The organism is Clostridiales bacterium (genome assembly GCA_017569285.1).
GTDB lineage: Bacteria > Bacillota > Clostridia > Christensenellales > Aristaeellaceae > Aristaeella.
Genome location: CP069419.1, coordinates 2,088,509 through 2,112,115, shown reverse-complemented (window position 1 = coordinate 2,112,115; position 23,607 = coordinate 2,088,509). Strand labels below are relative to the sequence as shown.

22 protein-coding genes are annotated in these 23,607 nt (G+C 59.6%); 9 read left to right on the top strand and 13 right to left on the bottom strand.

Going from position 1 to position 23,607, the window contains the following annotated elements:
• Position 1: 1 nt before the first annotated feature.
• Positions 2–2,839 (bottom strand): response regulator, encoded by a 2,838-nt coding sequence (locus JNO48_09210; GenBank protein ID QTE67381.1) that lies wholly within the window; start codon positions 2,837–2,839, stop codon positions 2–4.
• 73 nt (positions 2,840–2,912) lie between these two features.
• A complete protein-coding gene (udk, locus tag JNO48_09205) occupies positions 2,913–3,530 on the bottom strand; it encodes a uridine kinase (GenBank protein QTE67380.1) in 618 nt (205 codons plus the stop codon).
• A gap of 323 nt (positions 3,531–3,853) precedes the next feature.
• On the opposite strand from udk, the gene JNO48_09200 reads away from it, so the two are divergent.
• Genes JNO48_09200 through JNO48_09185 form a run of 4 tightly spaced genes read left to right on the top strand, consistent with a single transcriptional unit; the run spans position 3,854 to position 6,145 of the window.
• Positions 3,854–4,273: a DUF3842 family protein gene (locus JNO48_09200; protein QTE67379.1), complete on the top strand. Its 420-nt coding sequence runs from the start codon at positions 3,854–3,856 to the stop codon at positions 4,271–4,273.
• Entirely contained in the window at positions 4,270–4,824 is a 555-nt protein-coding gene (locus JNO48_09195; GenBank protein QTE67378.1) for an ECF transporter S component, read from the top strand. The genes JNO48_09200 and JNO48_09195 overlap by 4 nt, the downstream gene beginning before the upstream one ends.
• A gap of 12 nt (positions 4,825–4,836) precedes the next feature.
• Complete coding sequence (locus JNO48_09190; protein ID QTE67377.1) at positions 4,837–5,445, top strand: (d)CMP kinase; 609 nt, start codon at positions 4,837–4,839, stop codon at positions 5,443–5,445.
• 40 nt (positions 5,446–5,485) lie between these two features.
• Positions 5,486–6,145 (top strand): GntR family transcriptional regulator, encoded by a 660-nt coding sequence (locus JNO48_09185; protein QTE67376.1) that lies wholly within the window; start codon positions 5,486–5,488, stop codon positions 6,143–6,145.
• A gap of 79 nt (positions 6,146–6,224) precedes the next feature.
• On the opposite strand, the gene JNO48_09180 is transcribed toward JNO48_09185, so the two are convergent.
• The 5 genes from JNO48_09180 to JNO48_09160 form a co-directional block, all read right to left on the bottom strand.
• Positions 6,225–7,652, bottom strand: a complete 1,428-nt coding sequence (locus JNO48_09180) for a GntP family permease (protein ID QTE67375.1) — start codon at positions 7,650–7,652, stop codon at positions 6,225–6,227.
• A 63-nt stretch (positions 7,653–7,715) separates the two neighbouring features.
• A complete protein-coding gene (locus JNO48_09175; protein QTE67374.1) occupies positions 7,716–8,894 on the bottom strand; it encodes a UxaA family hydrolase in 1,179 nt (392 codons plus the stop codon).
• Positions 8,895–8,896: 2 nt separating this feature from the next.
• Complete coding sequence (locus JNO48_09170) at positions 8,897–9,205, bottom strand: UxaA family hydrolase (GenBank protein ID QTE67373.1); 309 nt, start codon at positions 9,203–9,205, stop codon at positions 8,897–8,899.
• Positions 9,202–10,488: a nickel-dependent lactate racemase gene (gene larA / locus JNO48_09165; GenBank protein QTE67372.1), complete on the bottom strand. Its 1,287-nt coding sequence runs from the start codon at positions 10,486–10,488 to the stop codon at positions 9,202–9,204. Before larA ends, JNO48_09170 begins: the two co-directional genes overlap by 4 nt.
• Before the next feature lie 122 nt (positions 10,489–10,610).
• On the bottom strand, positions 10,611–11,843 hold the full coding sequence (locus JNO48_09160) for a glycerate kinase (GenBank protein ID QTE67371.1): 1,233 nt from the start codon (positions 11,841–11,843) through the stop codon (positions 10,611–10,613).
• Positions 11,844–12,069: 226 nt separating this feature from the next.
• Here JNO48_09160 and JNO48_09155 point away from each other — a divergent pair, with 226 nt between their 5' ends.
• Positions 12,070–13,134 carry a tartrate dehydrogenase gene (locus JNO48_09155; GenBank protein QTE67370.1) on the top strand — a complete coding sequence of 355 codons (1,065 nt, stop codon included), beginning with the start codon at positions 12,070–12,072 and terminating at the stop codon, positions 13,132–13,134.
• 90 nt (positions 13,135–13,224) lie between these two features.
• On the opposite strand, the gene JNO48_09150 is transcribed toward JNO48_09155, so the two are convergent.
• From JNO48_09150 to JNO48_09125, 6 genes are all read right to left on the bottom strand, one after another.
• Positions 13,225–13,497 (bottom strand): hypothetical protein, encoded by a 273-nt coding sequence (locus tag JNO48_09150; GenBank protein ID QTE67369.1) that lies wholly within the window; start codon positions 13,495–13,497, stop codon positions 13,225–13,227.
• 14 nt (positions 13,498–13,511) lie between these two features.
• Positions 13,512–14,195 (bottom strand): hypothetical protein, encoded by a 684-nt coding sequence (locus tag JNO48_09145; protein ID QTE67368.1) that lies wholly within the window; start codon positions 14,193–14,195, stop codon positions 13,512–13,514.
• Between the two features lie 211 nt (positions 14,196–14,406).
• Complete coding sequence (locus JNO48_09140; protein ID QTE67367.1) at positions 14,407–15,210, bottom strand: response regulator; 804 nt, start codon at positions 15,208–15,210, stop codon at positions 14,407–14,409.
• Positions 15,207–16,532, bottom strand: coding sequence for a histidine kinase (locus JNO48_09135; protein ID QTE67366.1), 1,326 nt, complete (start codon positions 16,530–16,532; stop codon positions 15,207–15,209). Before JNO48_09135 ends, JNO48_09140 begins: the two co-directional genes overlap by 4 nt.
• 136 nt (positions 16,533–16,668) lie before the next feature.
• Positions 16,669–17,598 (bottom strand): cysteine synthase A, encoded by a 930-nt coding sequence (gene cysK, locus JNO48_09130; GenBank protein ID QTE67365.1) that lies wholly within the window; start codon positions 17,596–17,598, stop codon positions 16,669–16,671.
• 344 nt (positions 17,599–17,942) lie between these two features.
• On the bottom strand, positions 17,943–18,680 hold the full coding sequence (locus JNO48_09125; protein QTE67364.1) for a hypothetical protein: 738 nt from the start codon (positions 18,678–18,680) through the stop codon (positions 17,943–17,945).
• A 284-nt stretch (positions 18,681–18,964) separates the two neighbouring features.
• On the opposite strand from JNO48_09125, the gene JNO48_09120 reads away from it, so the two are divergent.
• The 4 genes from JNO48_09120 to JNO48_09105 all read left to right on the top strand — a co-directional run bounded on the left by JNO48_09120 (position 18,965) and on the right by JNO48_09105 (position 23,558).
• The gene (locus JNO48_09120) at positions 18,965–20,848 is read left to right on the top strand and encodes an EAL domain-containing protein (protein QTE67363.1); all 1,884 of its coding nucleotides are present in this window, start codon (positions 18,965–18,967) and stop codon (positions 20,846–20,848) included.
• Positions 20,849–21,054: 206 nt separating this feature from the next.
• Positions 21,055–21,273, top strand: a complete 219-nt coding sequence (locus JNO48_09115; GenBank protein ID QTE67362.1) for a hypothetical protein — start codon at positions 21,055–21,057, stop codon at positions 21,271–21,273.
• The gene (locus JNO48_09110) at positions 21,270–21,740 is read left to right on the top strand and encodes a DUF1492 domain-containing protein (GenBank protein QTE67361.1); all 471 of its coding nucleotides are present in this window, start codon (positions 21,270–21,272) and stop codon (positions 21,738–21,740) included. Before JNO48_09115 ends, JNO48_09110 begins: the two co-directional genes overlap by 4 nt.
• Positions 21,741–21,890: 150 nt before the next feature.
• Positions 21,891–23,558: a bifunctional metallophosphatase/5'-nucleotidase gene (locus JNO48_09105; GenBank protein QTE67360.1), complete on the top strand. Its 1,668-nt coding sequence runs from the start codon at positions 21,891–21,893 to the stop codon at positions 23,556–23,558.
• Positions 23,559–23,607: the final 49 nt, after the last annotated feature.

The following is a 23,607-nucleotide window of genomic DNA, read 5'->3' as shown; positions in this document are numbered from 1 at the left end:
GTTATTTTAGTGCGTCGATGATGCAGCTGGTCATCTGCTCATATTCCTGGATCAGCTCTTCCACGTGGGCGGTGATGTAGTCCTTCCGGCCTTCTGTGGCAGCATATTCGTGCATCTTTGCCTTATCGCTCAGCTGGCTGGCGCCGATGGTGGCCATCAGTCCCTTGATGGAGTGGGCAGCAATGCGGTAGGCCTTAAGATCGCCTTCCCTGGCGGAGCGGCGCAGGGCTCCCACTTTGTCCGGGGCTTCGGAGGCGATGTCCAGCATGATCTGCCGGAGGAATTCCTCGCTTCCGCCGGTGTTGGCCAGGGCGGATTGGTAGTCGATTCCTTCGATTGTGCTGATGGGATTTACTGTGTTCTGGATTTTTTCTTCTTCCGGTTCGGGTTCCCCTTCCGGCTCGAATTCGAAGATCTCGTTTTCTTCTCCGGGATCCTGCTTGGTTTCTTTGGGAATTTCATGGATTTTGTTTGTTGGGATGTAGTTTCGGACGGTCTTCTCCAGGAGGGCGGAGTCCAGGGGCTTGGTGAGGTAGTCGGCAAAGCCGGCCTTCATGTACATCTCCCGGCTGCCGGCCACCGCGTTGGCGGTGAGGACGACGGCAGGGGTGCTGCGGTTTTTGGAGTGGGGATCCTTGCGGATCATCTCCAGGGTCTGGATGCCGTCCGGTTCGGGCATCATATGGTCGAGAAGGATCAGGTCATACTGGTTGCGGCGGCACTGGATCAGCGCCTGGCGGCCGTCGGAGCACAGGTCGATTTTGATTTCCGTTTCCTTCAGGAGGGCGGAGACAATACTCAGGTTCGGGCGGTTGTCATCCACAGCCAGGATCCGCGCCTCCGGCGCGGTAAAGGTGCCGGTGCGGCGGACGGCATCCGGCTGGACGGGCTGCCGGACAGCTTCCGGGTTGGCAGGCACCGGGGTTTTGTCGGTGACCTCCTGCGGCAGCTCCACGGTGAAGCTGGAGCCCTCATTGTATTCGGATTCAACGCTGACAGTGCCGTGCATGCTGTCCACGATGTTCTTGACGATGGCCAGGCCGAGGCCGGTTCCCTCGATACTGCGGTTGACCTTCAGGTCGCTGCGGCGGAAGGCCTCAAACAGGTGGTCGCGGTCTTCCTCGCGGATGCCGCGGCCGGTATCCTGCACGGTCAGTTTCAGGCGGTAGATTTCGTTTTCCTTTTCTGTGATCGGGGTCTCATATTCCCCGCCGACCAGGATGGTTACCTTGCCCTTGTCGGTGTACTTGACGGCGTTGCTGATGAGGTTCAGCAGGATCTGCTTGATGCGGAATTCGTCGCTGTACATGCCGTCCGGAACGCCGGGAGCTACGGAGATTTCAAAGGCAAGGCCCTTCTGGTCCGTCTGTTCCCGGGTGATGAAGGCGATATCCGTCAGCAGCTCGGTCAGGCGGTAATCCGCCGGGGTGATCTCCAGCACGCCGGCCTCAATGCGGGAGAAGTCCAGCACGTCGTTCACCAGGCCCAGGAGCATCCGCCCGGAGCGCTGGATGGTGTTGGCGTAGTTTTCGATTTCCGGATCCTTGTTCTCGCGCAGGATCATCTCATTCATGCCGAGGATGGAGTTGATCGGGGTGCGGATCTCGTGGGACATGCTGGCCAGGAAGTCCGTCTTGGTCCGGGAGAGTTCCATTGCGCGCTGCTTTTCCAGCTCGGTGTTCCGCATATCCCGGAGCTGCTGGGTGATTGCAAATATGAGCAGGAACAGCAGGCCCACGAGAATCAAAGAACCGTCGTTGGACGCGGTGGGCCGGAGGATCATCACGATCTCGCCCATGCCGAAGAGCATCATGCCGATAAAGCCGATGGCGGTATACCTGTAGGTTTTCAGGTAGCCCTGCCGGTATTCGCCCACCAGGATCCACAGCTCGGCCAGCATGAACGCGGCCAGCATGAAGTCGATGAACGGCAGGGTATCGTAGAATTTGACCAGGCCGGTGAAATGCAGCAGGGTGCACAGGATGAACATCGCCAGGGTGATGATGTTCATCACCATGTAGGTCCGGCGGTGGCGCCCCTTCTGCAGGGAGGACATATAGGCGATGTACGGGAACGGCAGCAGCAGGCAGACCAGGTAGGATGCGATGCCGTCAATATGGTTGCTGCCGAACACGAAGGGATAGAAATAGGAGTCCAGCAGGATCCACGCCGCGGTAACGCCCACGCCCAGGGAAATATCGATGATGCTGAGGACGTTCTTCCGGCCGATCTGCAGGAACAGGCCGATCAGCAGCACCAGGCCGGCAATCGCCAGGATGATCAGTCCCAGGGAGAAGGTCGTGCCGTATTTCTCCACGATCATCCGGTACAGGTCCGCCCGGGTGCCTACCGTCATCTCGAATACCCGGCAGGTGTCGGAATCCTCGCCCCGGTGGTAGCGGATGGTGACCGGCTGCCCGGCGTATTCCGCCTGCAGGGGCGTAAAGAAGTACACGGATTTGAGGAGCCCGCCGGGCAGCGTCACCGCGGACGCGCTGAAGCGGTTGATCTCTTCCCCGTTGACAAGGATTTCGGTATCATACCATGTCAGGAAGCAGATATAGTCCCCGTCCCGGACACGGTCCGGGAGCGTTCCGTTCACTTCGAGTATGTTGTTTTCGTCGTATTCATACCGCTGATTCGCGGTGATTTCGATGGGATTCCCGTCTTTGTCCCGCGCCTGCAGCCCGTCCAGGTAGATGACGTCGCTGCCCCAGGTTTCAATCTGCGGGTTGGTCACGGTGTAGACGGCGGCGCCGATTGCGGAGACAGCCAGGAGCATGAGGAAACAGAGCCTGAAAATATTGAATATTTTCCTGTCGCCCGGCTGGTTCTTCATGGCGGGTTTCCCCCTCCTGTATCGGCTTCGTGCCGTCGGAATATCGGTTACGGGTTTTTACCGGATTCTGCGGTTATTCGCCGCGCAGGGCATCCTGCACATATCCGGCCAGGATATCCACGATGCGGGCGTTCTTCCCGCCGTTGGCGACGATCACATCGGCGTCGCTGATGTAGTTGCGGATATACTTGTCAAACATGGGCTTCACGCTGTTGAGGTACTGCGTGCTGATGCCCTGGATGTCCCGCCCGCGCTCCACGATGTCGCGCTCAATCCGGCGCAGGAGGCAGATATCCGGCTCCACCTGCATGTAGAGCTTGAGGAACATCTTTTCCGTCAGCCGCCGGTCATGGAAGGTGTGGATGCCTTCGAGGATCACGACGTCCCGGGGCAGGATGATCTCATCCGGCCGGTCATCCCGCCGGTGCTCGCTGAAGTTGTATACCTTGCGGGAGATGCCGCCGCCCCGTTCCAGCTGGCAGATATCCTCCAGCAGCAGGTCGTGGTCGAAGATCTCCGGCTCGTCGTAGTTCAGCTTCACACGCTGTTCAAAGGTGAGATCCGGGTGGTCCCGGTAATACGCGTCCTGCTGCAGCACCAGGCAGCGATTGCTGCCCAGGCGTTCCTCCAGGGCATGGGCCAGCGTGGATTTTCCGCTTCCGCTGGCTCCGCAGATGCCGATAAAAATCATCCGGTAACCCTCCTTCCAGGTTGTACGGTCTGCACCTGTCATTTTCGATATTCTACCATAAAAATATATGATACGCCATAGTCAGTCTGTGGCGGTGGAAATGCATTGACGCGCCTGTACAATTCATGGTAAAATCCCCCTGTCAGTACAAACTGGCGGGAGCTGCACAAGCAGCCTGTATCCGCGAAGAATCGTTGCAATAGCCGGTATCAGAAGATGCCGAAGCTGCCTGAAGACAGCTGCCGGCTTTTTTTGTGGCCGGCAGCGGGTCCGCGCTTCCGCCTGTGCTGATATGATATGAAATGAAGGCAGGAGGGATCCGTGTGAATATCCTGGTGCTGGACGGCCAGGGCGGCCGGATGGGAAAAACGCTGACCGAGGAGATCCGGAAGATCTGCCCCGGGGCGGAGATCACCGCGGTGGGGACCAACAGTATCGCCACCGGGAACATGATGAAGGCGGACTGTGCCGATCATTATGCCACCGGGGAGAACGCGGTCATTGTGGCCTGCCGTACGGCGGATGTTATCGTCGGGCCGCTGGGCATCACCATGGCGGACGCCATGATGGGGGAAATCTCCCCGGCCATGGCCAACGCGGTGGCTTCCAGCCTGGCCCGCCGGGTCCTGATTCCCATGAACCTGTGCAGCACCTACGTGGCCGGCACCGTCAAAGGCTCCGCAGCGATTCTGTCCGACGCGATGCAGTACATCCGCCAGCTGACAGAAGGAGAGAAAAAATGAGCAACACATCATCCGCCAATTCCCTGAAGGTGCGCCGCCTGACCTACGCGGCCATCTGCCTCGCCCTCGCCCTGGTGCTGCCTTTCCTCACCGGCCAGATCCCGCAGATCGGCTCCGCCCTGTGCCCGATGCACATCCCGGTGCTGCTGTGCGGTTTCCTGTGCGGCTGGCCCTGGGGTCTGGCTGTGGGCTTTATCGCCCCGCTGCTGCGCTCCGTGCTGTTCAGCATGCCGCCCATGTTCCCGGGCGCCGTAGCCATGGCCTTTGAGCTGGCTGTATACGGCGGTGTGGCCGGATTCCTGTACCGGAAGTTCCCGAAGACCATCCCGGGGATCTATGCTTCCCTGCTGATCGCCATGATCCTCGGCCGCGTGGTATGGGGAATCGTCCGTCTGGTGCTGGCCGGCATCGCCGGAAACGGCTTTACCTTTGCCGCGTTCCTGTCCGGAGCGATCACCACGGCCATCCCGGGCATCATCGTGCAGCTGGTGCTGATTCCGGTGATTGTCTACGCGCTGGAAAAGGCCGGCCTGAACGCCAACAGGGACTGACGGGTGTTATATATGGATGACGAACTGCTGATCCTCCGGGATGCCGTACGGAAAATCCGGGAGATGGACCGCCCGCTGATCACCATCGACGGGCCGTGCGCCTCCGGGAAGACCACGCTGGCTTCCCGCCTGGCGGAAATGCTGGACGCCACGGTCATCCATACCGATGATTATGTGATTCCCCATGCTTTGAAAACCGAAGAACGCCTGGCGGTTCCGGGAGGCAACTGCGATTCCGGACGCCTGGCCCGGGAGGTCTGCGCGCCCTGGCGCGCCGGCCTCCCCGTTCTGTTCTCCCGGTATGACTGCCGGGCGGACCGCCTGCTGCCCCCGGAGGCGCTGCCGGAATGCCGCGCGCTGATCCTGGAGGGCAGCTACTGCAATATCCCCGTGATTCGGGATACGGCGGACGTCCGGTTCTTCCTGGCCACCGCGCCGGAAATCCGGGAGGCGCGGCTCATCGCGCGGGAATCCCCCGAAAGCCTCGCGATGTTCCGCAAGCGCTGGATTCCGCTGGAGGATGCCTACTTCGCCGCCTTCGGCCTGCCGGACGCGGGCTGCGTCGTTCTCCGGGAAGCCGGTTCCTTGAAGGCGGAAGATCTTTCTGCTATAATGGATTGAATGGAAAACCACCCATTTCATAACGGGGCGTGAGAAAACAATGGCCGCGAAAAGAACCATTACGACCATGCGCGAGCAGGTCTACCAGATCCTCCGGGACAATATCTGCCGGGGCGTATACGCGCCCGGCACCCGCCTGCAGGAACTGGACATCGCGGAGAGCCTGGACGTGAGCCGCAGCCCGGTGCGCGAGGCACTGCGCCAGCTGGCGGCAGACGGCCTGCTGCTGGAAATCCCCAACAAGGGCGTATACGTCAAGGAATTCACCGCGAAGGATATTGAGGAAATCTTCGACCTGCGGGTGATGCTGGAGGCCTACGCGATTTACCACAGCGCCGGGCACCAGACCTCCGCCCGGCGGGACCGCCTGCTGCGGCTGCTGGGAGATCTGGAGAAGCATTTCAAAGACGGCGACGTGGAGGCCTATACCGCCACGGACGAGAAGCTGCACGAGGAGATCGTGCACCTGGCTGACAACAGCCTGGTGAACGACACCTACGACCGGGTGCGCTCCATGAACCAGCAGTTCCGCATCCTGTCCCTGATGGACGCGCAGCGCTTCCGGGAATCGCTGGATGAGCACCGGGAAATCGTCCACGCGCTGCTGACGGGGAATCCGGAGCAGGCGGACAGAATCAACCGCACCCACCTGGAACTGGCGCGGGACGCCATCCTGCGGGGAATGAATTCCGAAAAATAAACCGGGGAAAATGAGAAAGCACCCTGCGGCACGAAGCCGCAGGGTGCTTTTTTATGCGCCCGCGCTGCGGGCAGGGGAATCAGTGGATAACCAGCGAGAGGAGAATCAGGATGACCGATCCTACCGCCGGGATAATGAAGGTGGAAACCGACCATGTCTTCAGGCTGGTCTTGATGTCCATGCCGGAGAAGTTGGTCACCACATGGAAGTAGGAGTCGTTGAGGTAGCTGGGGCACATCGTGGTAAGGCACAGTGCCAGCGCCGCGAGGTAGGGGTTGATGCCCAGGGTGGCAACCATGGGAGCAACGATCGCGGAACCGGTGATCATGGCCGTGGTGCCGGAGCCCTGCGGGAACCGCATGATCACACCGATCAGGATCGGGACCAGGATGCCGGGGATACCGGTGGCAACCAGCCAGTCCGCCATGATCTTGGCAGCGCCGATATTGTTGATGACAGCGCCCAGCGCGCCGCCGGCGGCGGTGATGAACACGATGGGGCCGGCGTCCTTGCAGGCATCGCCCATCAGCTTCACGCAGGTCTTGCGGTCAAATTCCCTGCAGAGGAAGAACGCGCCGATGCACAGGGAGATGAACAGCGCCATCACGGGGTTACCGATCAGCTGCACGATTCCCTTGAAGGTGGTTCCGTTCAGCGCGGGGATCTGGCCGACGATGGTGTTGGCGAAGATCAGCACGATGGGGCACAGCAGGGTGAAGAAGGACATGAACGCGCTCGGCAGCTTCTCGGCGGCCAGCAGGTCTTCAAAGTCCTTGTTCTCCAGTTCCTTGCCCTCGCGGGACTTCTGGGCGATGCGGTCGAGGACGGCCAGCTGCGCCGGGGTGTACTTGGAGCGGTCGATTTCCTCATCGCGGACGACCAGGTCCGGATACTTCTTGCCGTAGTACCGGAAGAGGAACACGGCGGCGATGAACAGCGGGATGGAGATCAGCAGGCCGTAGATGATGTACAGGCCGAGGTCCAGGCCGTGGCCGTTCTCATTGAACGTAGAGACAACCGCCAGCGGGCCGGGGGTCGGCGGCACCATGAAGTGCGTGATATACAGGCCCATGCCGAGGATGCCGCCCAGCCAGACCATGCTCTTCTTGGTCAGGCGGGAGAATTCCTTCGCCAGCGAGGACAGGATGACGAAACCGGAATCGCAGAACACCGGGATGGATACCACAAAACCGGTCAGGCCGAGCACGACGTCGCAGTTCTTGACGCCGACCAGCTTCAGGATGGTCAGGGCCATCCGCTTGGCAGCTCCGGATTTCTCCAGGAAAATACCCATGATACATCCGAAGCCGATGACGATACCGATGCTCTTCATCGTGTTGCCGAAACCGGTGGTCACCGTGTTGATGACGTCACCGACCGGCATCGCCAGGATGGCGATCAGGACCGCGGAGATAATCAGGGCTGGGAATGCGTGCATCCGGGTAAAGATGATCAGCAGCAGCATGACCACAATACCGATTGCCATGGCAAGTACAGGGCTCATCATGATTGGTTTCCTCCTTCAATATTGCTTTATTTTGTCACCCATCCGGGTGAAAAAGCCGTCTGGTCAGATCACCGGGCCGAGGCAGAAGATATCCATGCTGCCGTAATAGCCCAGCGCCTCATTCCTGGTCATCTTTCCGTTCAGGACCTCCAGCAGCAGCGCGAAGGCTTCCTCGCCGACCTCCTCGATCGTCTTCTCGCCGGTGATGATCCGCCCGGCGTTCAGGTCCATATCATGCTGCATCCGCTCATAGGTGTTCGGGTTGCCGCAGATCTTGATCACGGGCATGGAGGGGAATCCCTGCGGGGCGCCGCGCCCGGTGGAGAACATCATCACCTGCGCGCCGGTGGCCGCCATGCCGGTGAGGATCTCCGGCTCGCGTCCGGGGGAATCCTTGATCCACAGGCCCTTCTTCCCGTCCGCGCGGTCGCAGTATTCCAGCACGCCCTGGATCGGCCGGTGGCCGGATTTCACGATGGCGCCGAGGCTCTTTTCCTCGATGCTGCTCAGTCCGCCGGCGATGTTGCCGGGCGTCGGCTGGCCGCCGCGCATATCCTCGCCGATGGCCATCGCGCGCTTTTCCATTTCATCCACGATTCTGTAAATCTTCTGTCCGACCGGGCCGTTCTCGCCGCCCACGGCGCGCCGGGCCAGGATATGCTCCCCGCCCAGGAACTCCGTCGTCTCGCCAAAGATCACCGTTGCGCCCAGGTCCACCAGCTTATCCGCCACATAGCCGATCACGCAGTTGCTGGCCATGCCGCTGGTGGTATCGCTGGCGCCGCACTTGATCGCCATGGTCAGTTCGGAGATGTCCGCGGTTTCCCGCTGCATGCCTGAAATCTCCTGCACCATGCGCTGGGCCGCGTCGATGCCCGCCTGGATCGCCCGGCTCGTTCCGCCGAGCTCCTGGATCCGGATGATTTCCACCGGTTTGCCGGTGGCCCGGATCTCTTCCACAATGCGCTCATGGTCTGTTCCCTCGCAGCCGAGGCTCACAATCAGCGCCGCGCCGACGTTCGCGCTCTGTCCCAGGTTGGACAGCGTATCCGTCACCCGCTTCAGGTCCAGCGGCAGCTGGCAGCAGCCCTGGTGGTGGAAGTATCCGATGGTGCCCTGCACCTGCCGGCAGATGGCCTGCCCCACGTCATTGGCGCAGATCACGCTGGGGATCACCGCGACGAGATTCCGCGCGCCGATTTTGCCGTCCGGACGGCGGTATCCCTGGAATGTGTATGCCATTTTCAAGCCTCCCCTTCCAGGTCGCCGCGCCCGCGCAGCGCCTTCATATTATGAACGTGGACGTAGTCCCCGCGGCGGATATCGCATTCTGCCTCGCCGATGGATTCACCGTACTTCATGATATGGCTCCCGGCCGGAATATCGGTCACCGCGATCTTGTGGCCGTAGGGAATGTCGGAATGCACCGTGATGCGGTCGGTATTCCCGCGCTTGTCGCGCACGTCAATTTCCGTTCCGGCGGTCACGCCGTTGGCAAACACCGTTGCCACGTTGTCCAGGTCATCCACCCGGAGCGCCAGGCCTTTCATCATTTTCCTTCCTCCTTCACGGCAAGGACCGCCACACCGTCTGGAATCACAACCACCTTCGCGTCCTTCCCCATCATGTCATAGGCCATCGCCAGCGCCTCATCCGGGCTGGAGGCCGGGATCATGTTGGCCTTGCGCACCAGGTCGTGGTCCAGGTAGGTGGTCACCAGGATCACCCTGTGCTTCTTCAGGATCCGGGAATAAATCTGCGCGCACCACTGCTCGGAGATACTCTCCTTCGGCGGGATTTTGGACAGGTACGCGTCAATCTCGTCCACCGTGCCTTTGACGATCAGTTTCTCAAAGTGGGTGCCGCCCATTCCGTCCACGCAGCTGCAGCACATGATGATCACGCCGCCGTCCTTGCAGCAGGCCTCCGCGGTCGCCACAGCCTTCGGGCTCTGGTACAGGTTCTGGTCCAGCGGATATCCGCCGTTGGAGGTCACCACGATATCCCCGGTAATCCCCGGGCACTGGGCCAGCGAACGGACGAACTCCACGCCCTTCTCATGGGCTTCCTCCATGTCGCCGGCAAAGGCCGCGATCACCTTTTTCTTTGAGTTCAGCGCCACGTTGAGGATAAAGGCCAGGTGCACGCTGCGCGCCGCATAGACCATATCCTCGTGGATCGGGTTGTGCTTCAGCACGCCGGTGGTGGAGAAGGGGCTCGCGATCGCCTTGTAGGAATGGTTCTCGTTCACCGTCGCCGCGTTGCAGATGCCCGGCAGCACGCTCTTGCGCCCGCCGGAGAAGCCCGCGAAGAAATGCGGCTCGATAAAGCCTTCGGAAATCAGCAGATCGCAGTGCGTCGCCAGCTTGTTCACCCACAGCTCCGCGCCGGAGGGCAGGCCGCAGACAAAGTCGAAGTCTTCCTGTTTAAAGGCTTCGTTGACCACGATTTTTTCATTGTCCACAATTGCGTCGCCGAACATCCGGCGCTGTTCTTCCTCGGTGGTCTTGCGGTGCAGACCGGTCGCGATGAGGATGGTGATGTCCGCCTCCGGGTTCCCTTCCCGGATTTCCCGCAGCAGGATCGGCAGTGTCAGCTTGCTGGGCACCGCGCGGGTATGGTCGCTGGTAATCAGGACGATCTTCTTCTTCCCCTTCGCCAGTTCCCGCAGCGGAGGCGTGCCGATCGGATTCCGGAGCGCTTCTTCCACGAGTTCCGCCTCGGTTTTGTCCGTTTTGTACTCGTCCGTTCCGGAATAGATGACCGCCTTCAGGTTTTCCTCTTCCACATGCAGATCCATGGTCGATGTGTAATACGGAATCTGAATCGTTTTCACGAATAACAGCCTCCTGTAATATGAAATTGCAATGTCTTATGTATACATTATACTCTGTTGTTTTGCACTGTCAATACATTTATGGCTGAAAGCGTTTTATTTCAATGGATACAGAATCCAGATCAGTTCAGCAGGGCAACCGCCACGTCGTTGACGTTCGTTCCCGTCGGGCCGGTGATGATCAGGCCGCCGGTTTTCTCCAGCGCGTGGTACGCGTCATTGTCCTGCAGCACAGCATCGATGGTGATTCCCTGTTCCAGGAGTTCCCGGCAGGTATCGCCGTCGGCATAGCCGCCGGCCGCGTCCGTCGGGCCGTCCGTCCCGTCGCTGCCCACCGAGAACACAGCCGCCCGTTCCAGGCCGGCAATCCCAGCCGCGGCGGATAGCGCGATCTCCTGGTTCCGTCCGCCCTTGCCGTGCCCGGTCAGCTTCACGACCGTCTCGCCGCCGGCGATGAATGCCAGCGCCCGGGTGTCCGAAGCATGGGTCTTCAGGATGGAAGCCAGGAAGCTTCCCGCCTCCCGTGCCTGGCAGCACAGCTGGTCCGTCAGCATGACGGGTTCATAGCCCAGTTCCCGGCAGACCGTAGCCGCTGCGGAGCACAGCTCGCGCACGCTGCCGTTGATCTGCGTATGCACATTGTCCAGGGTTTTGGGCGTCTCAATATCCAGCAGCTTCTCCGCTGCTTCCGACATGCGCAGGCTGTATTTCCGGCGGATCCGCTGCGCGTCCTCCGCGGTGGCGGTATCCGGGCAGGCGGGACCGGAAGCGATCATATCCAGCGGGTCGCCGAGAATATCGGAAAGAATCACGGCCTCCACCTTCGCCGGCCAGCACAGCTGGGCAAACCGGCCGCCCTTCACCTGGGAAAAACGCTTGCGCAGCGTGTTGATCTCCACGATGTCCGCTCCGCAGGCCAGCAGCTGGCCGGTAATGTCCTGCAGCTCCGCGGCGGGAATCAGGGGTTTTTCAAACAATGCGCTGCCGCCGCCGGAAAGCAGGAACAGCACGGTATCCTTTTCCGTCAGGTCCGCCACCAGGTCCAGCGCCGCCTGGGTGCCTCTGAAAGAATTCTCATCCGGCACCGGGTGCCCGGCCTCAAAGCATGTAAAGTTGGCGATGGGACCCATGACATGGTCATATTTCGTTACCACGACACCGTTCTCAATCCGGTCGCCCAGGCAGTCGGAAGCGGCTTTGGCCATCTGCCACGCGGCCTTGCCCGCGGCCACCAGCAGCACCCGGCCCGGGAATTCCTTTCCCCTCAGGGCACGCTGCACCGCGGCGTCCGGCTGGACGGCGGCAATCGCCTTCCGGATAATCTGATCGGCATCACTGCGTAATTGCTGGTTCATGGTGAAGCTCCTTCCTGTGGTCGGTCCATGCAAAAAACATTCCGGGATCTTCCTATTATTTTTTCCAAACGAAATGCCTTTCGTTTCCATCGTTTTCATTGTAGTCCCGAAATGGTTGCAAGTCAAGTACCATAACGTTTCTGGACAATCACACGCGAAAGATGTACAATGTATACATGGGTTTCCCCTTCATCAAAAACCGGATACAGAATCAGGAGGTGTCGGCATGGTAACGTACAGAATGGCTTCCGTTCCCGGGGACGGAATCGGCCCGGAGGTCATTGCCGAAGGGATCAAAGTGCTCAACGCGGTGGCCGCGCTGGACGGCGGTTTCCGTTTCGAATGGACGGAATTCCCCTGGGGCTGCGATTTCTACCTGCAGCACGGGAAGATGATGGATGACGACGGCATCGAACAGCTGAAGCAGTTCGACGCCATCTACCTCGGTGCGGTCGGCGCCCCCGGCGTGCCGGACCATATCTCCCTGTGGGGGCTGCTGCTGGAAATCCGCAAAGGTTTTGACCAGTATATCAACCTGCGGCCGGTGAAGCTGCTGCAGGGCGCGCCCTGCCCGCTGAAGGACGCGAAGCCGGAGGACATCAACATGACCTTCGTCCGCGAGAACAGCGAGGGCGAATACGCCGGCAGCGGCGCGTGGCTGTATAAGGGCCAGCCGAACGAAGTGGTGATCCAGAACGGTGTGTTCTCCCGCCATGGCTGCGAGCGGGTCATCCGCTACGCCTATGAGCTGGCCCGGAAGGAGCACAAAACGCTGACGAGCATCAGCAAGGGCAACGCGCTCAACTACTCCATGGTCTTCTGGGACCAGGTTTTTTCCGAAGTCGGCCGGGAATACCCGGATGTGAAGACTTACTCCCTGCTGGTGGACGCGGCGAGCATGTTCATGGTGAAAAACCCGAAGCGGTTTGAGATCGTCGTCACCTCCAACCTCTTTGGCGATATCCTCACCGACCTGGGCGCCGCCATCGCCGGCGGCATGGGCCTGGCTGCCGGGGCCAACCTGAACCCGGAGCGGAAGTTCCCCTCCATGTTCGAGCCGATCCACGGCTCCGCGCCGGACATCGCCGGCAAGGGAATTGCCGATCCGCTGGCGGCCGTCTGGTCCGCATCCCAGATCCTGGACTTCTTCGGCTATGAGGAATGGGGCCGCAAGGTGATTGACGCCATCGAGCGCCTGCTCACGGAAAAGCAGGTCCTCACGCCGGATATCGGCGGAACCGCCTCCACGCGGGAGGTCGGGGACGCGATTGTCCGGATCCTTAAGGAATAAAAAAAGCAGCCGCTTTGGTCGCACAGCTGAATAGACAAAAAATATGGAGCGCCGGGTGGAGAAAGTCCGGCGCTCCTTTTCTGGAGTATGTCACAAGGCACATCCCTCAAGCGATCCGTGGTGGAGGATCCACAGATAGCGGTTCCAGTCGTCTGAACTGAGGAACAGCCTGGCAGTGACATAAGGAGTTGTCGTAAATATTTTTTTCTGCTCGGCCTGCCGGAACGTATCTTCGTTCCAGATCTGCCGGAGGCATTGCTGGAGGAACCGGTTGGCTTCCTCGGCGTAAGGCCCGGGAGTATACTCCCCGTACTTCGTGCCGGAAGCCGGTTTCACTTCAGCGGGTTTCGGTCTCGTGTTCATCCCGGATAACCTCATTACTCGCCCAGCATCTTCCGCGCGCTGGACAGCGCCTTCAGGTAAATGATGTAAGCGGCAACGGAAAGGATTATGGATACGAGCGAGCAGGTGCCGAGAACGAATCCGAGGGGATCCACAGCGCCTTCCACCGGTTTCCGGGCGAACATGGTCACTCCGGCAAAGAGCTCCAGCACGAACGCGATCACCTGCAGCGTCACCACCCGGCTGATCGTGCTCTTCGTTTTCCGGCTCACTTCAGTGCTTCCCATCCTCGATGCAATGGCCGAGATCCCGGTCAGCACATAGTAGGCAGCCATCACGTTGCCGATCCGCCCCAGGGTGAAGCAGAAGGAGAAAGCGTGGGTACCGAGGGTCTTCAGCACGCAGCCGGCCAGGATGCCGACGATTCCGACAATCAGCCAGGGCAGCGTGTTCCGGAAGACCGGTTCGTTCCGGGAGGCATCCTGTGTGCCCTGCACCGCGAAGATGAAACCGATAATCGCGATCACACCGCCGATCATCATCAGGCCGATGGACTCGATCCGGAGGGCATCGGTTTCAGCGGAATATCCGTACGTTTCGGTCACCCGGGCAAACTGGACCGCAATCACCATGGCGGCCATAATCAGAGCTGTGGTCAGCTCGAATTTCTCCGCCATGAAGATGGTCCTGACGCCCCGCGCCGCGTTCCGGAATTTCACTGTGCCGCCTCCTGTTCCGTCCGGTTTGTTCCTGCTCCGGGTGAATCCTGGAGGGAACATCCGGAGGGATGTCCCACGGCCCCGGCAGATCGCTGATTGCTTTCCGCAAGAACAAAATACCATATAAAGTCCAACAAATGTCCAACAAAAACTGTGCAATTTTATAGATTTTTAAAAATTTTATGGGGGATTTTTGTTTTTCTATGTTTTTTTACCGTTCCCCGGTCAGTTTCCAGGTAAGGAAGCTTTCCGTCATGCTCGCCCAGGAATAGGCGCTCATATACTCGCCGGGATAAGTATTGATCACATCCACGTCCCCGTCGTAGAAGAGGTACGCGTCACAGGTGAAAGTCTCCGGGCACACCCGCATGGTGCCCTGTTTCATCTCGAATATTTTTTCTATCTTGTACTCCCGCAGCGTTTCCCGCAGGCGGCGGATCACCACGTCGAACGATTTCTGCATGCCGCGGTCGTAATCCCGGTCTTCCCACAGCACGGAGAAGGCCTCCGCACGGGTGACGTTCCCGCCGCGCCGGTCCACCAGGTAGGCCAGCAGTTCCTTGCCCTTGGCGGACTTGAACCGTACCGGCTCGCCCTTCACGTACACGTCGAAATTGCCGAAGGTGCGGATCACGATATCCCCTTCCACCTTCTTCGGCCGGGCGGACAGCACATAGGCGATATCCTTCTTCAGCGCCTCCGCGGTCACGGGCTTCAGCAGGTATCCGGCCGCGCGTACGGAAAAGGCGTCCACCGCGTACTGGGAATAGGCCGTGAGGAAGATGATGGCGACTCCCGGGCGGACCTCCTTGATCTTTCCCGCCAGCTGGATGCCGTTCATCTCCGGCATCTCGATGTCCAGCAGCGCCAGGTCCACCGGGTTCTCCTTCACAAAATCGAGCGCCTCCAGGGGATTGGTGAAGCCTTTCACCTCGTCAATCTGCGGCATTTCCTCCAGCAGCTTCAGCGTGTGCTGCAGGATCACCGCAGCGTCGTCCACACAAATAACTCTCATCCGTCGTTCCTCGCTTTATCCGGCAGTTTCTTCCGTCCGGGCTTATTCCCGTCTTCGGCCTCCGGGGGAGGATCCGGAATCCAGAGGGTCACGGTGGTACCCTCGCCAATCACACTCTTAACATCCAGGGAGCCGTTGCACATCTTCTCCAGCCGCTCGTCCACGTTTTTCAGGCCGATGTGCGACCGGTTGGTATCCAGCGGCACCGCGTCCGGATCGAAGCCCTTTCCGTTGTCCGTCACGCGGATCATCACGCCGCCGTCTTCCCGCCGGGTGGAGATGACCACCTTCCCCTCGGAGCGTGAGCGCGCCCCGTAGCGGATGGCATTCTCCACAATCGGCTGCACCGTCAGCGCCGGCAGCAGGAAATCGTCCTCCCCGATATCCCACTCCACATGCACGGACGGATACATGACCATTTCAATATCCGCGTAGATCTGGGTATGCTCCAGCTCCTTGCGGAACGGCACCAGGTTCGTCTCGCTCAGCGAGTCCAGGTTCTGCCGCAGGTACCGTGCGAATTTCTCCACCGTCCCGGCCGCCTGTTCCGGATCGGAATAGCAGAGCGCCTGTACGGTCGCCAGCGTGTTGTACATAAAGTGCGGCTGGATCTGGCTCATCATGATCTGGATGCGCTGCTGCGCGTGCATCGCGTCCTCATGCTTCCAGGCAAACTGCATGTGCAGCCAGATATAGTAGAACACGGAGCCGCCGACGATCGCCATCGTCAGGAAGGCGACCGGCTGCTGCTCCCCGCCGATTTCATAATCCTGGAAAATGGATACAAAAATGAATATGATGATCGTGATCGGGAGCCACAGCGCCCGCTTCCGCGTTTTGCGGTTTTCCGCCACGGTGAGGTACAGCAGGTGTCCCAGCAGGATAAAGCTGGTAATAATGCAGGTCTTCGAAAGGGGGCCGCCCTGGTAATGGTTGTCCGCCGCAATCCAGAACACCAGTTTCGTCATCGGCACCAGCAGCAGGTAGATTGCGGTATTCAGGCCGAGCAGGATCCAGCCGGCGGTATGCTTCCGGTCCGGGGCTACAATATGGCAGAACAGCAGCAGGAACAGCGGCCGGACAATATATCCGTACATGGCAAAGCCGGTGCGCATCTGGATGTTCGGATGCTCGCACGCGAGCCAGTCCTCCACCACATTCTGCACCACCAGGCTCATCGCCAGGATGAAGATCACCTGCATGAGCATTTTATGCTTGCGGGAAAGGTAGGTATCGGTAAAAACGGCAACCGTGAGGCCGACCAGCAGGAAGATCTGCGGTGTCATCAGCATCTCGCGAAGCAGATTGCTGTCCACTCCCATTTTCCGGTCCCCCTTTCCGCGTTTATTTCCTATTTATTGATTATATCATGTTTCCCATCAATATGAAAAGACGGAATCCGCGAAAAAACAAGGACCGGACGCTGTTTTTGCGCCCGGTCCCCGGATGGTGTGCAATTCAGTCCGCAAACATGGGGGTGGACAGGTAACGGTCGCCGGTATCCGGCAGCAGCGCCACAATCACCTTGCCCTTGTTCTCCGGCCGCTTCGCCAGCTCGGTCGCCGCCCATACCGCGGCACCGGCGGAGATACCGACCAGCAGGCCTTCCTTCCGGGCCAGCGTGCGGCCGGTCGCGAAGGCGTCCTCATTTTCCACGGGGATAATCTCGTCGTAGATGTTCGTGTTCAGCGTCTGGGGCACAAAGCCGGCGCCGATGCCCTGGATCTTGTGCGGGCCGGGCGTGCCTTTGCTCAGCACGGGAGATCCTGCGGGTTCCACCGCCACAACCTTCACGGCGGGGTTTTTGCTCTTCAGGAATTCGCCGACGCCCGTGAGGGTGCCGCCGGTGCCGACGCCCGCCACAAAGATGTCCACGGTGCCGTCCGTATCATTCCAGATTTCCGGACCGGTTGTCGCGCGGTGGACAGCCGGGTTCGCGGGGTTCACAAACTGGCCGGGGATAAAGCTGCCCGGAATTTCCGCCGCCAGCTCGTCCGCTTTGGCGATGGCGCCCTTCATGCCCTTAGCGCCTTCGGTGAGCACGATTTCCGCGCCGTAGGCCTTCAGCAGGCTGCGGCGTTCCACGCTCATCGTCTCCGGCATGGTCAGGATAATGCGGTATCCGCGGGAAGCCGCCACGGCAGCCAGGCCGATGCCGGTGTTGCCGCTGGTCGGTTCGATGATGACGCTGCCGGGCTTCAGCAGGCCCTTCGCCTCCGCGTCCTCAATCATGGCCTTCGCGATGCGGTCCTTCACGCTGCCGGCGGGATTGAAATACTCCAGCTTGGCAAGGATGGTCGCGCCGGGGGCGTTCTCCGCAATATAGTTCGTCAGTTTCAGCAGCGGCGTTCCGCCGATCAGGTCCGTTGTCCGTTCATAAATCTTCATAACCGGTTCCTCCTCTTCCGCGACCGTTTTCTACAATCGCCTATCGGTTTTGTAGGTATTACTGTACATCACTTTTTCCCGCCTGTCAACCCTTCCCCGGAAAAAAAGTGCGGTTTGCAGCTATATATACATAAAATGGCCGGATTCGGAACACATTTTGCATGTTTTGATGACGGAAAGCTGAGTTGTATTAGTTACATCATACTTTTAAATCTTCATATTGAGAAATAACCATTTCCGGATTAAAACAAAAAACCGGCCTTTCCGTCGGAAAGGCCGGTGCAATCCATTGCAAAACTGCCGGGCAGGCCGGTCGGGGCCTGCCGCTCCAGGCTCCGGACGTCTTAATCCGCCAGGCGGTAATAGATGGACCGCATCAGTTCCATATCAAAGACGGTGCCGGTCACCAGCATGGTGCCGTCCTCCAGCAGGGTCAGCCGGATCGTCGCTTCATAGCCCTGCACGTCAAACGTGGCGCTCAGGACGCCCGTTTCCGGATCCACGGCGGCGTTTTTATAGGCTGTGACCGTCCCGTCACTGGCCGTCTCCGTCATTCCTTCGGCCGAGACGACCAGCCTGGACCGCTGTTCCACCGGCAGCGCGTCGCCGAGGAAGGCCATCATGCCGTACTGGAAGGAAACTTCCGGATACCAGGTGCCGTAAAAAGCTTCCACGGATTCCGCCTTCACCGCCGCCGGCATCTCATAGGGCGTATACGTTTCGCGGGTCAGGAACATCGTAGCCCCGCCGGCTTCCACCGAAAGCTCGCCGTTTTCATATTTCACTTCCGTCACAGGCGCTTCTTCCGTCTTCTCCGTAACGGTCACCACACCGTCCGCATATGTCCAGGTGGCTTCCGCGTTCTGGGGTTCCTGGCCGGGCAGGGCGGAAAACAGCGTGGCTGTGCCGTCCTCCCGGAAGGTCATGGTCATCTGGATCTCATCGCTGATCACCCGCATGCTGATCCCCTGCGTAACCGCATGGTTCAGATACCATACGCCGGTGATATCGTCCTCCGCGAATGCGGGAACCAGGGCGGCGGCCATACACAGCACCAGGATCATGGAAATCAGTTTCTTCATTTCTGTAAGCTCCTTTCATGAATGTATCGCCGAAAAACCTGCACCCATTATATCAGAAGGCCCGGGGCTTTTCAACGATGTGTTTTTTTTCTGTTCCTCCGCGCAAATACTGCAAATCTGCGCCGCAAATTGCTTTAACAATTCTGCAACATTTTATTGACACAAGATGTAACTTGTGTTATATTTCATTTGTCAAACCGTGTAACTTTTTTTGCACCTCTATGACAGTAACTTTGCCATCTTATACGAAAGGGTTCTCTGTATGAGAAGTAAGATGTGAAGAGATGAATTACAGTTTCATCGTTCCGGGTGTTCTGGTTTTATTCATCATCATGGGCTACTATTTTTTCAGGCCCCGGCTGCAGATCCGGCTGAACCGCGCCTTCCTCGCGATTCTGATCATCAATATCGGTCTGCAGCTGTTTGAGTGCGTCGCTTCCCTCCTGAATGAAACCTGGCAGTCCCACGACCCGGCCCTCCTGATCATCTTCAACACCCTCTTCTACATCTTCTGCCTTTCCAGTTCCTATATGTTCTTCGTGTTCACGATCAGCGTGCTGGACTCCAATGTGCTGGTCAGCCATCCGCTGCGGAAATATTACCCCGTTGTTTTCTTCCCCTGCGTTGCCCTGGTGCTCATCAATCCTGTTACCCACTGGCTTTTCCGCGTGGATAACGGATACCATCCCGGCCCGCTGAGCGGAATTACCTATTTCTGCGCGGGGTGCTACCTGTTGTTCGGTACCATCGGCGTGCTGCGCCATATCCGCCAGCTGAGCGTGCACGGCGTCATCTCCCTGCTGGCCCTGCAGGGAATCCTGCTGGCCGGCAACATCGCCCGGGCGCTGCTGCCGCAGTACATCGTCATCGATACGTTCTGCATCATGGGGATCATCGTGATCTTCATGTCCTTCCTCAATCCAGACCTGTACCTGTCCGACCGGGGATATGCCTACAACTTCACGGCCTTCCGCGCCCTGCTGGATGAGTACCACCGGCGCCACAAGCCCTGCCGCATTCTCGGCTTCGCCATCCAGAACTACAACGAGCACCGCGAGATTTTCGGCGGCAAGCAGATGGACGAAGCCCTCACCCAGATCAACAAGTTCATGACCGAATCCTTCCCCTACCTGAGCGCCTTCTACCTGCGCAACGGCTCCTTCGCGCTGGTCGGTTCCAATTACATGGACCTCACCGCCCTGCGGGACCGGGTGCGCGAGCGCTTCGGCCGTTCCTGGATCACCGGCGCCGGTGACCTGCGCCTGAGCGTCTCCTTTGTGGAAGCCGACACCGAAATCCTCGACTGCCCCTCCGACCGCCTGGTCAACACCCTGATGATCTCCCAGGATGAAATCAGCCGGGTTTCCGAGCCGGACGCCAGCTGCTCCCTCACTGACTCCATCGGCGAAATCAACCGCAAGCTGGATATCCGCCGCTGCCTGGAGAAGGCGCTGGACCAGGACAAGCTGGAGGTGTTCCTGCAGCCGCTGATGGACTGCTCCACCGGCAAGCGCGTGGCCGCAGAGGCGCTGGTGCGCCTGCGGGATGACAACGGCGACCTGATCCGGCCGGACCTGTTCATCGGTATGGCGGAGCAGGAAGGCCACATCGTCCGCCTGGGCGAGCAGGTGCTCTCCCATGTGTGCGAGTTCATCCGCGACAATGATATGGAAAAGATCGGCATCAAGTGGATCAACGTCAACCTGTCGCCGGTGCAGTTCATGTCGCGCGATATTCCGTCCACCTTCTCTGAAATCCTGCAGGAGTACGGCGTGGATGAAAGCATGATCCACCTGGAGATCACCGAGCAGAGCATGATCGACTTCTCCCTCCTGCGGGAGCAGATCATCGGCCTGCATGAAAACGGCTTCGAGTTCTCCCTGGACGACTACGGCTCCGGTTATTCCAACCTGACCCGCGTCCGCCAGTACCCCTTCACCAACATCAAGATCGACATGGAAGTCGTGCACAACTACTGCCAGGACCGGGATCCCCTGCTGCCCGCGCTGGTGCAGGGCTTCAAGGAAATGAACCTGAGCATTACCGCCGAAGGCATCGAAACCCGCGAGATGGCGGAAATCCTGAAGGGCATCGGCTGCGATTACCTGCAGGGTTACTACTTCTCCCGTCCCGTGCCGATGTCCGAGTTCCTGGTGATGGATATCTGACGCCCCCTCCGGGGAATTTCCTTTTGTCATCATTTGTTAATGAATTTGATACCATTCGGTATTGACATGGAAAACCGGATTCCGGTATAATGAGGCTGCCCGGAAGCCGGCATTTTATTTTACCTGTTGTGATACCATTTGGTATCATCTTATACGCAAGGCCGCTCCCTCCGGGCATATCATGATAACCCGCAGGAGGCATCCGCATGGAAGATGGATTTGAGGTCCTGGTACGGGCCGTTGTGCTGCAGGCCCTGGAGGATTACCGCCGCGCCCGGCGGATCCTCCGCCGCCGGCCGGACCGGGAATCCGCCCGGCTCATGGCCCGCGACGTGGAACGGTTTTTCCGCTCGGTGTGGTTCTCCTGCCTCACCGGGCTGGACGGAAAGGAGATCCTGGAACGGCTGAAAGGAGAAGGTGGATGACTGCCCGGGAATACCTCAGCCAGGCAGGCCAGCTGGAACAGCGCATCGCCGGGGCTATGCGGCGGGCGGAAGCCATGCGCGCGTTGGCCGCCTCGGTCTCCTCCCCTGCCGCAGACGCGGTCCGCGTCCTTTCCTTCTCCTCCGGGGAGGCGCCCTTCATCCGCGCCCTGGAAAAGGCGGAATCCCTGGAGGAGCAGGCCGCCGCGGACCTGGACCTCCTGCTGGACCTGAAGGACCAGATGGAGCAGGCCATCTCCACCATGCAGGAGGAGAAACTCCGCCAGGTCCTTTCCTGCCGGTACCTGGAGCGCATGACCTGGGCAGAAATCTCCGAATCGCTGCATATCAGCCGCAGCACAGTGCGCGTTCGGCATGAAGCCGCCCTCTCCCGCTTCATCCTGCCGGTTCAGCCCATCGATATCAATGATCCGGCCCGGAAATCCGCCCGTCCCGCTGCCGCGTGGTAATGCAGCCGTGCCGGACGTCCCTGTTACCGGTGACATATTTCAGAATCTTTACATTTCCGATTCCGCCTTTCAAAACCTCCGCCTCTCTGATATAATGAAAGGACAGGAAAACCCCATATCAACTTATATAAGTCAAGGAGGTCTTTGATTGTGAAAAAACTGCTTGGTATCCTGCTGGCGCTTGCATTGCTGCTGTCCTGCGCCGCCTTCGCGGAAGAGCCTGCCGCTCCCGCGCTGCAGAAGAATCTCGTGATCCTGTTCACCAGCGACGTCCACTGCGGAATCGACCAGGGCTGGACGTACGCCGGCCTGTATGCCATGAAGGAATCCCTCGCGAAGGACAACTACGTCCTGCTCGTGGACGACGGTGACGCCATCCAGGGTGAGCCCGTCGGCACCATGACCAAGGGCGAAGCCATCGTCGACATCATGAACGCCGTCGGATACGACATCGCGATCCCCGGCAACCATGAATTCGACTACGGCATGGACAACTTCCTTGAGCTGACCAAAAAGGCCAGTTTCCCCTACCTCAGCTGCAACTTCAACAAGAACGGGGAGCTGATCTTCCAGCCCTGGATCATCAAGGAATTCGACGGTGTGAAGATCGGCTTCGTCGGCGTCACCACGCCTATGACGCTCCGTTCCTCCACCCCGCGGTATTTCCAGGATGAGGAAGGCAACTTCATCTACAACTTCATGCAGGATGAAAACGGCGAAGCCGTCTACGCGGCTGTGCAGAAGGCTGTGGACGAAGTCCGCGCCGAAGGCGCTGTCTACGTCGTCGTCATGGCGCACATGGGCAACGAAGCCGAGTGCTCCCCCTGGCGGTATGACGAAGTGATCGCCAACACCACCGGCATCGACCTGTGGCTCGACGGCCACAGCCATGACACCGAGCAGGTGGTCACCCAGAACAAGGACGGCAACCCCGTTCTCCGTTCCGGCTGCGGCACAAAGCTGGCGAATGTCGGCTATGCCACTATCGGCACCGACGGTTCCATGGCGACCGGACTCTACACCTGGGCACAGGATGTCTCCGCTGTGAACCTGCTGGGCCTGGAAAACGCCGGCCTGGAGGCCATCAAGGCTGCCAAGGGCGCCCTGGATGAGAAGCTGAACCAGGTGGTTGCCTCCACCGCGGTGGACCTGTACATCAATGACCCCGTTGCGAAGACCGAAGACGGCAAATCCATCCGGATCATCCGCCGTGCAGAAACCAACCTCGGTGACCTGTGCGCCGATGCCTATCTGAACCAGTCCGGCGAAGCGGACATCGCCTTCGTCAATGGCGGCGGCATCCGCGTCCAGCTGAACGCGGGCGACCTGACCCTGAACGACATCCTGCGTGTCCATCCCTTCGGCAACAGCCTGACCGTCATCGAGATCACCGGCCAGCAGGTGCTGGACGCCCTCGAGTGGTCCGTGCACTCCCTGCCCGGCGAGTTCGGCGGCTTTGACCAGGTTGCCGGCATCACCTTCACCGTGGATCCGACCATCCCGACGCCCGTTGTGGAAACCGCGGACAAGATGTTTGACCATGTGGATGAGACCATGGCCCGCCGCGTGAGCAACGTCATGGTCGGCGGCGAACCGATCGATCCCGAAAGGATCTACAAGGTCGCTTCCCATGACTACCAGTTGCTGAACCAGGGCGACGGCTACACCATGTTCGAAGGTGCCAACGTCCTGCAGGAGAGCGTCAAGCTGGACAACCAGGTCCTGATCGACTACATCACCGAAACCCTCGGCGGCGTGGTCAGCGACGGATACGACCAGCCCTACGGCCAGGGCCGTATCACGGTAGCCGGCGAATAATTCCACGGTATATCAAAAGGGGCTGCAATCGCAGCCCCTTCTTTTTGTT

Bases quoted from the DNA above. Each gene is read 5' to 3' on its own strand.
- JNO48_09120 (QTE67363.1), top strand. From the start codon at position 18,965: ATGAATTACAGTTTCATCGTTCCGGGTGTTCTGGTTTTATTCATCATC.
- JNO48_09135 (QTE67366.1), bottom strand. From the start codon at position 16,532: ATGGGAGTGGACAGCAATCTGCTTCGCGAGATGCTGATGACACCGCAG.
- JNO48_09160 (QTE67371.1), bottom strand. From the start codon at position 11,843: ATGAACCAGCAATTACGCAGTGATGCCGATCAGATTATCCGGAAGGCG.
- JNO48_09150 (QTE67369.1), bottom strand. From the start codon at position 13,497: ATGAACACGAGACCGAAACCCGCTGAAGTGAAACCGGCTTCCGGCACG.
- JNO48_09210 (QTE67381.1), bottom strand. From the start codon at position 2,839: ATGAAGAACCAGCCGGGCGACAGGAAAATATTCAATATTTTCAGGCTC.
- udk (QTE67380.1), bottom strand. From the start codon at position 3,530: ATGATTTTTATCGGCATCTGCGGAGCCAGCGGAAGCGGAAAATCCACG.
- JNO48_09115 (QTE67362.1), top strand. From the start codon at position 21,055: ATGGAAGATGGATTTGAGGTCCTGGTACGGGCCGTTGTGCTGCAGGCC.
- JNO48_09185 (QTE67376.1), top strand. From the start codon at position 5,486: ATGGCCGCGAAAAGAACCATTACGACCATGCGCGAGCAGGTCTACCAG.
- JNO48_09195 (QTE67378.1), top strand. From the start codon at position 4,270: ATGAGCAACACATCATCCGCCAATTCCCTGAAGGTGCGCCGCCTGACC.
- JNO48_09140 (QTE67367.1), bottom strand. From the start codon at position 15,210: ATGAGAGTTATTTGTGTGGACGACGCTGCGGTGATCCTGCAGCACACG.
- JNO48_09190 (QTE67377.1), top strand. From the start codon at position 4,837: ATGGATGACGAACTGCTGATCCTCCGGGATGCCGTACGGAAAATCCGG.
- JNO48_09180 (QTE67375.1), bottom strand. From the start codon at position 7,652: ATGATGAGCCCTGTACTTGCCATGGCAATCGGTATTGTGGTCATGCTG.
- cysK (QTE67365.1), bottom strand. From the start codon at position 17,598: ATGAAGATTTATGAACGGACAACGGACCTGATCGGCGGAACGCCGCTG.
- JNO48_09170 (QTE67373.1), bottom strand. From the start codon at position 9,205: ATGATGAAAGGCCTGGCGCTCCGGGTGGATGACCTGGACAACGTGGCA.
- JNO48_09125 (QTE67364.1), bottom strand. From the start codon at position 18,680: ATGAAGAAACTGATTTCCATGATCCTGGTGCTGTGTATGGCCGCCGCC.
- JNO48_09110 (QTE67361.1), top strand. From the start codon at position 21,270: ATGACTGCCCGGGAATACCTCAGCCAGGCAGGCCAGCTGGAACAGCGC.
- JNO48_09175 (QTE67374.1), bottom strand. From the start codon at position 8,894: ATGGCATACACATTCCAGGGATACCGCCGTCCGGACGGCAAAATCGGC.
- JNO48_09155 (QTE67370.1), top strand. From the start codon at position 12,070: ATGGTAACGTACAGAATGGCTTCCGTTCCCGGGGACGGAATCGGCCCG.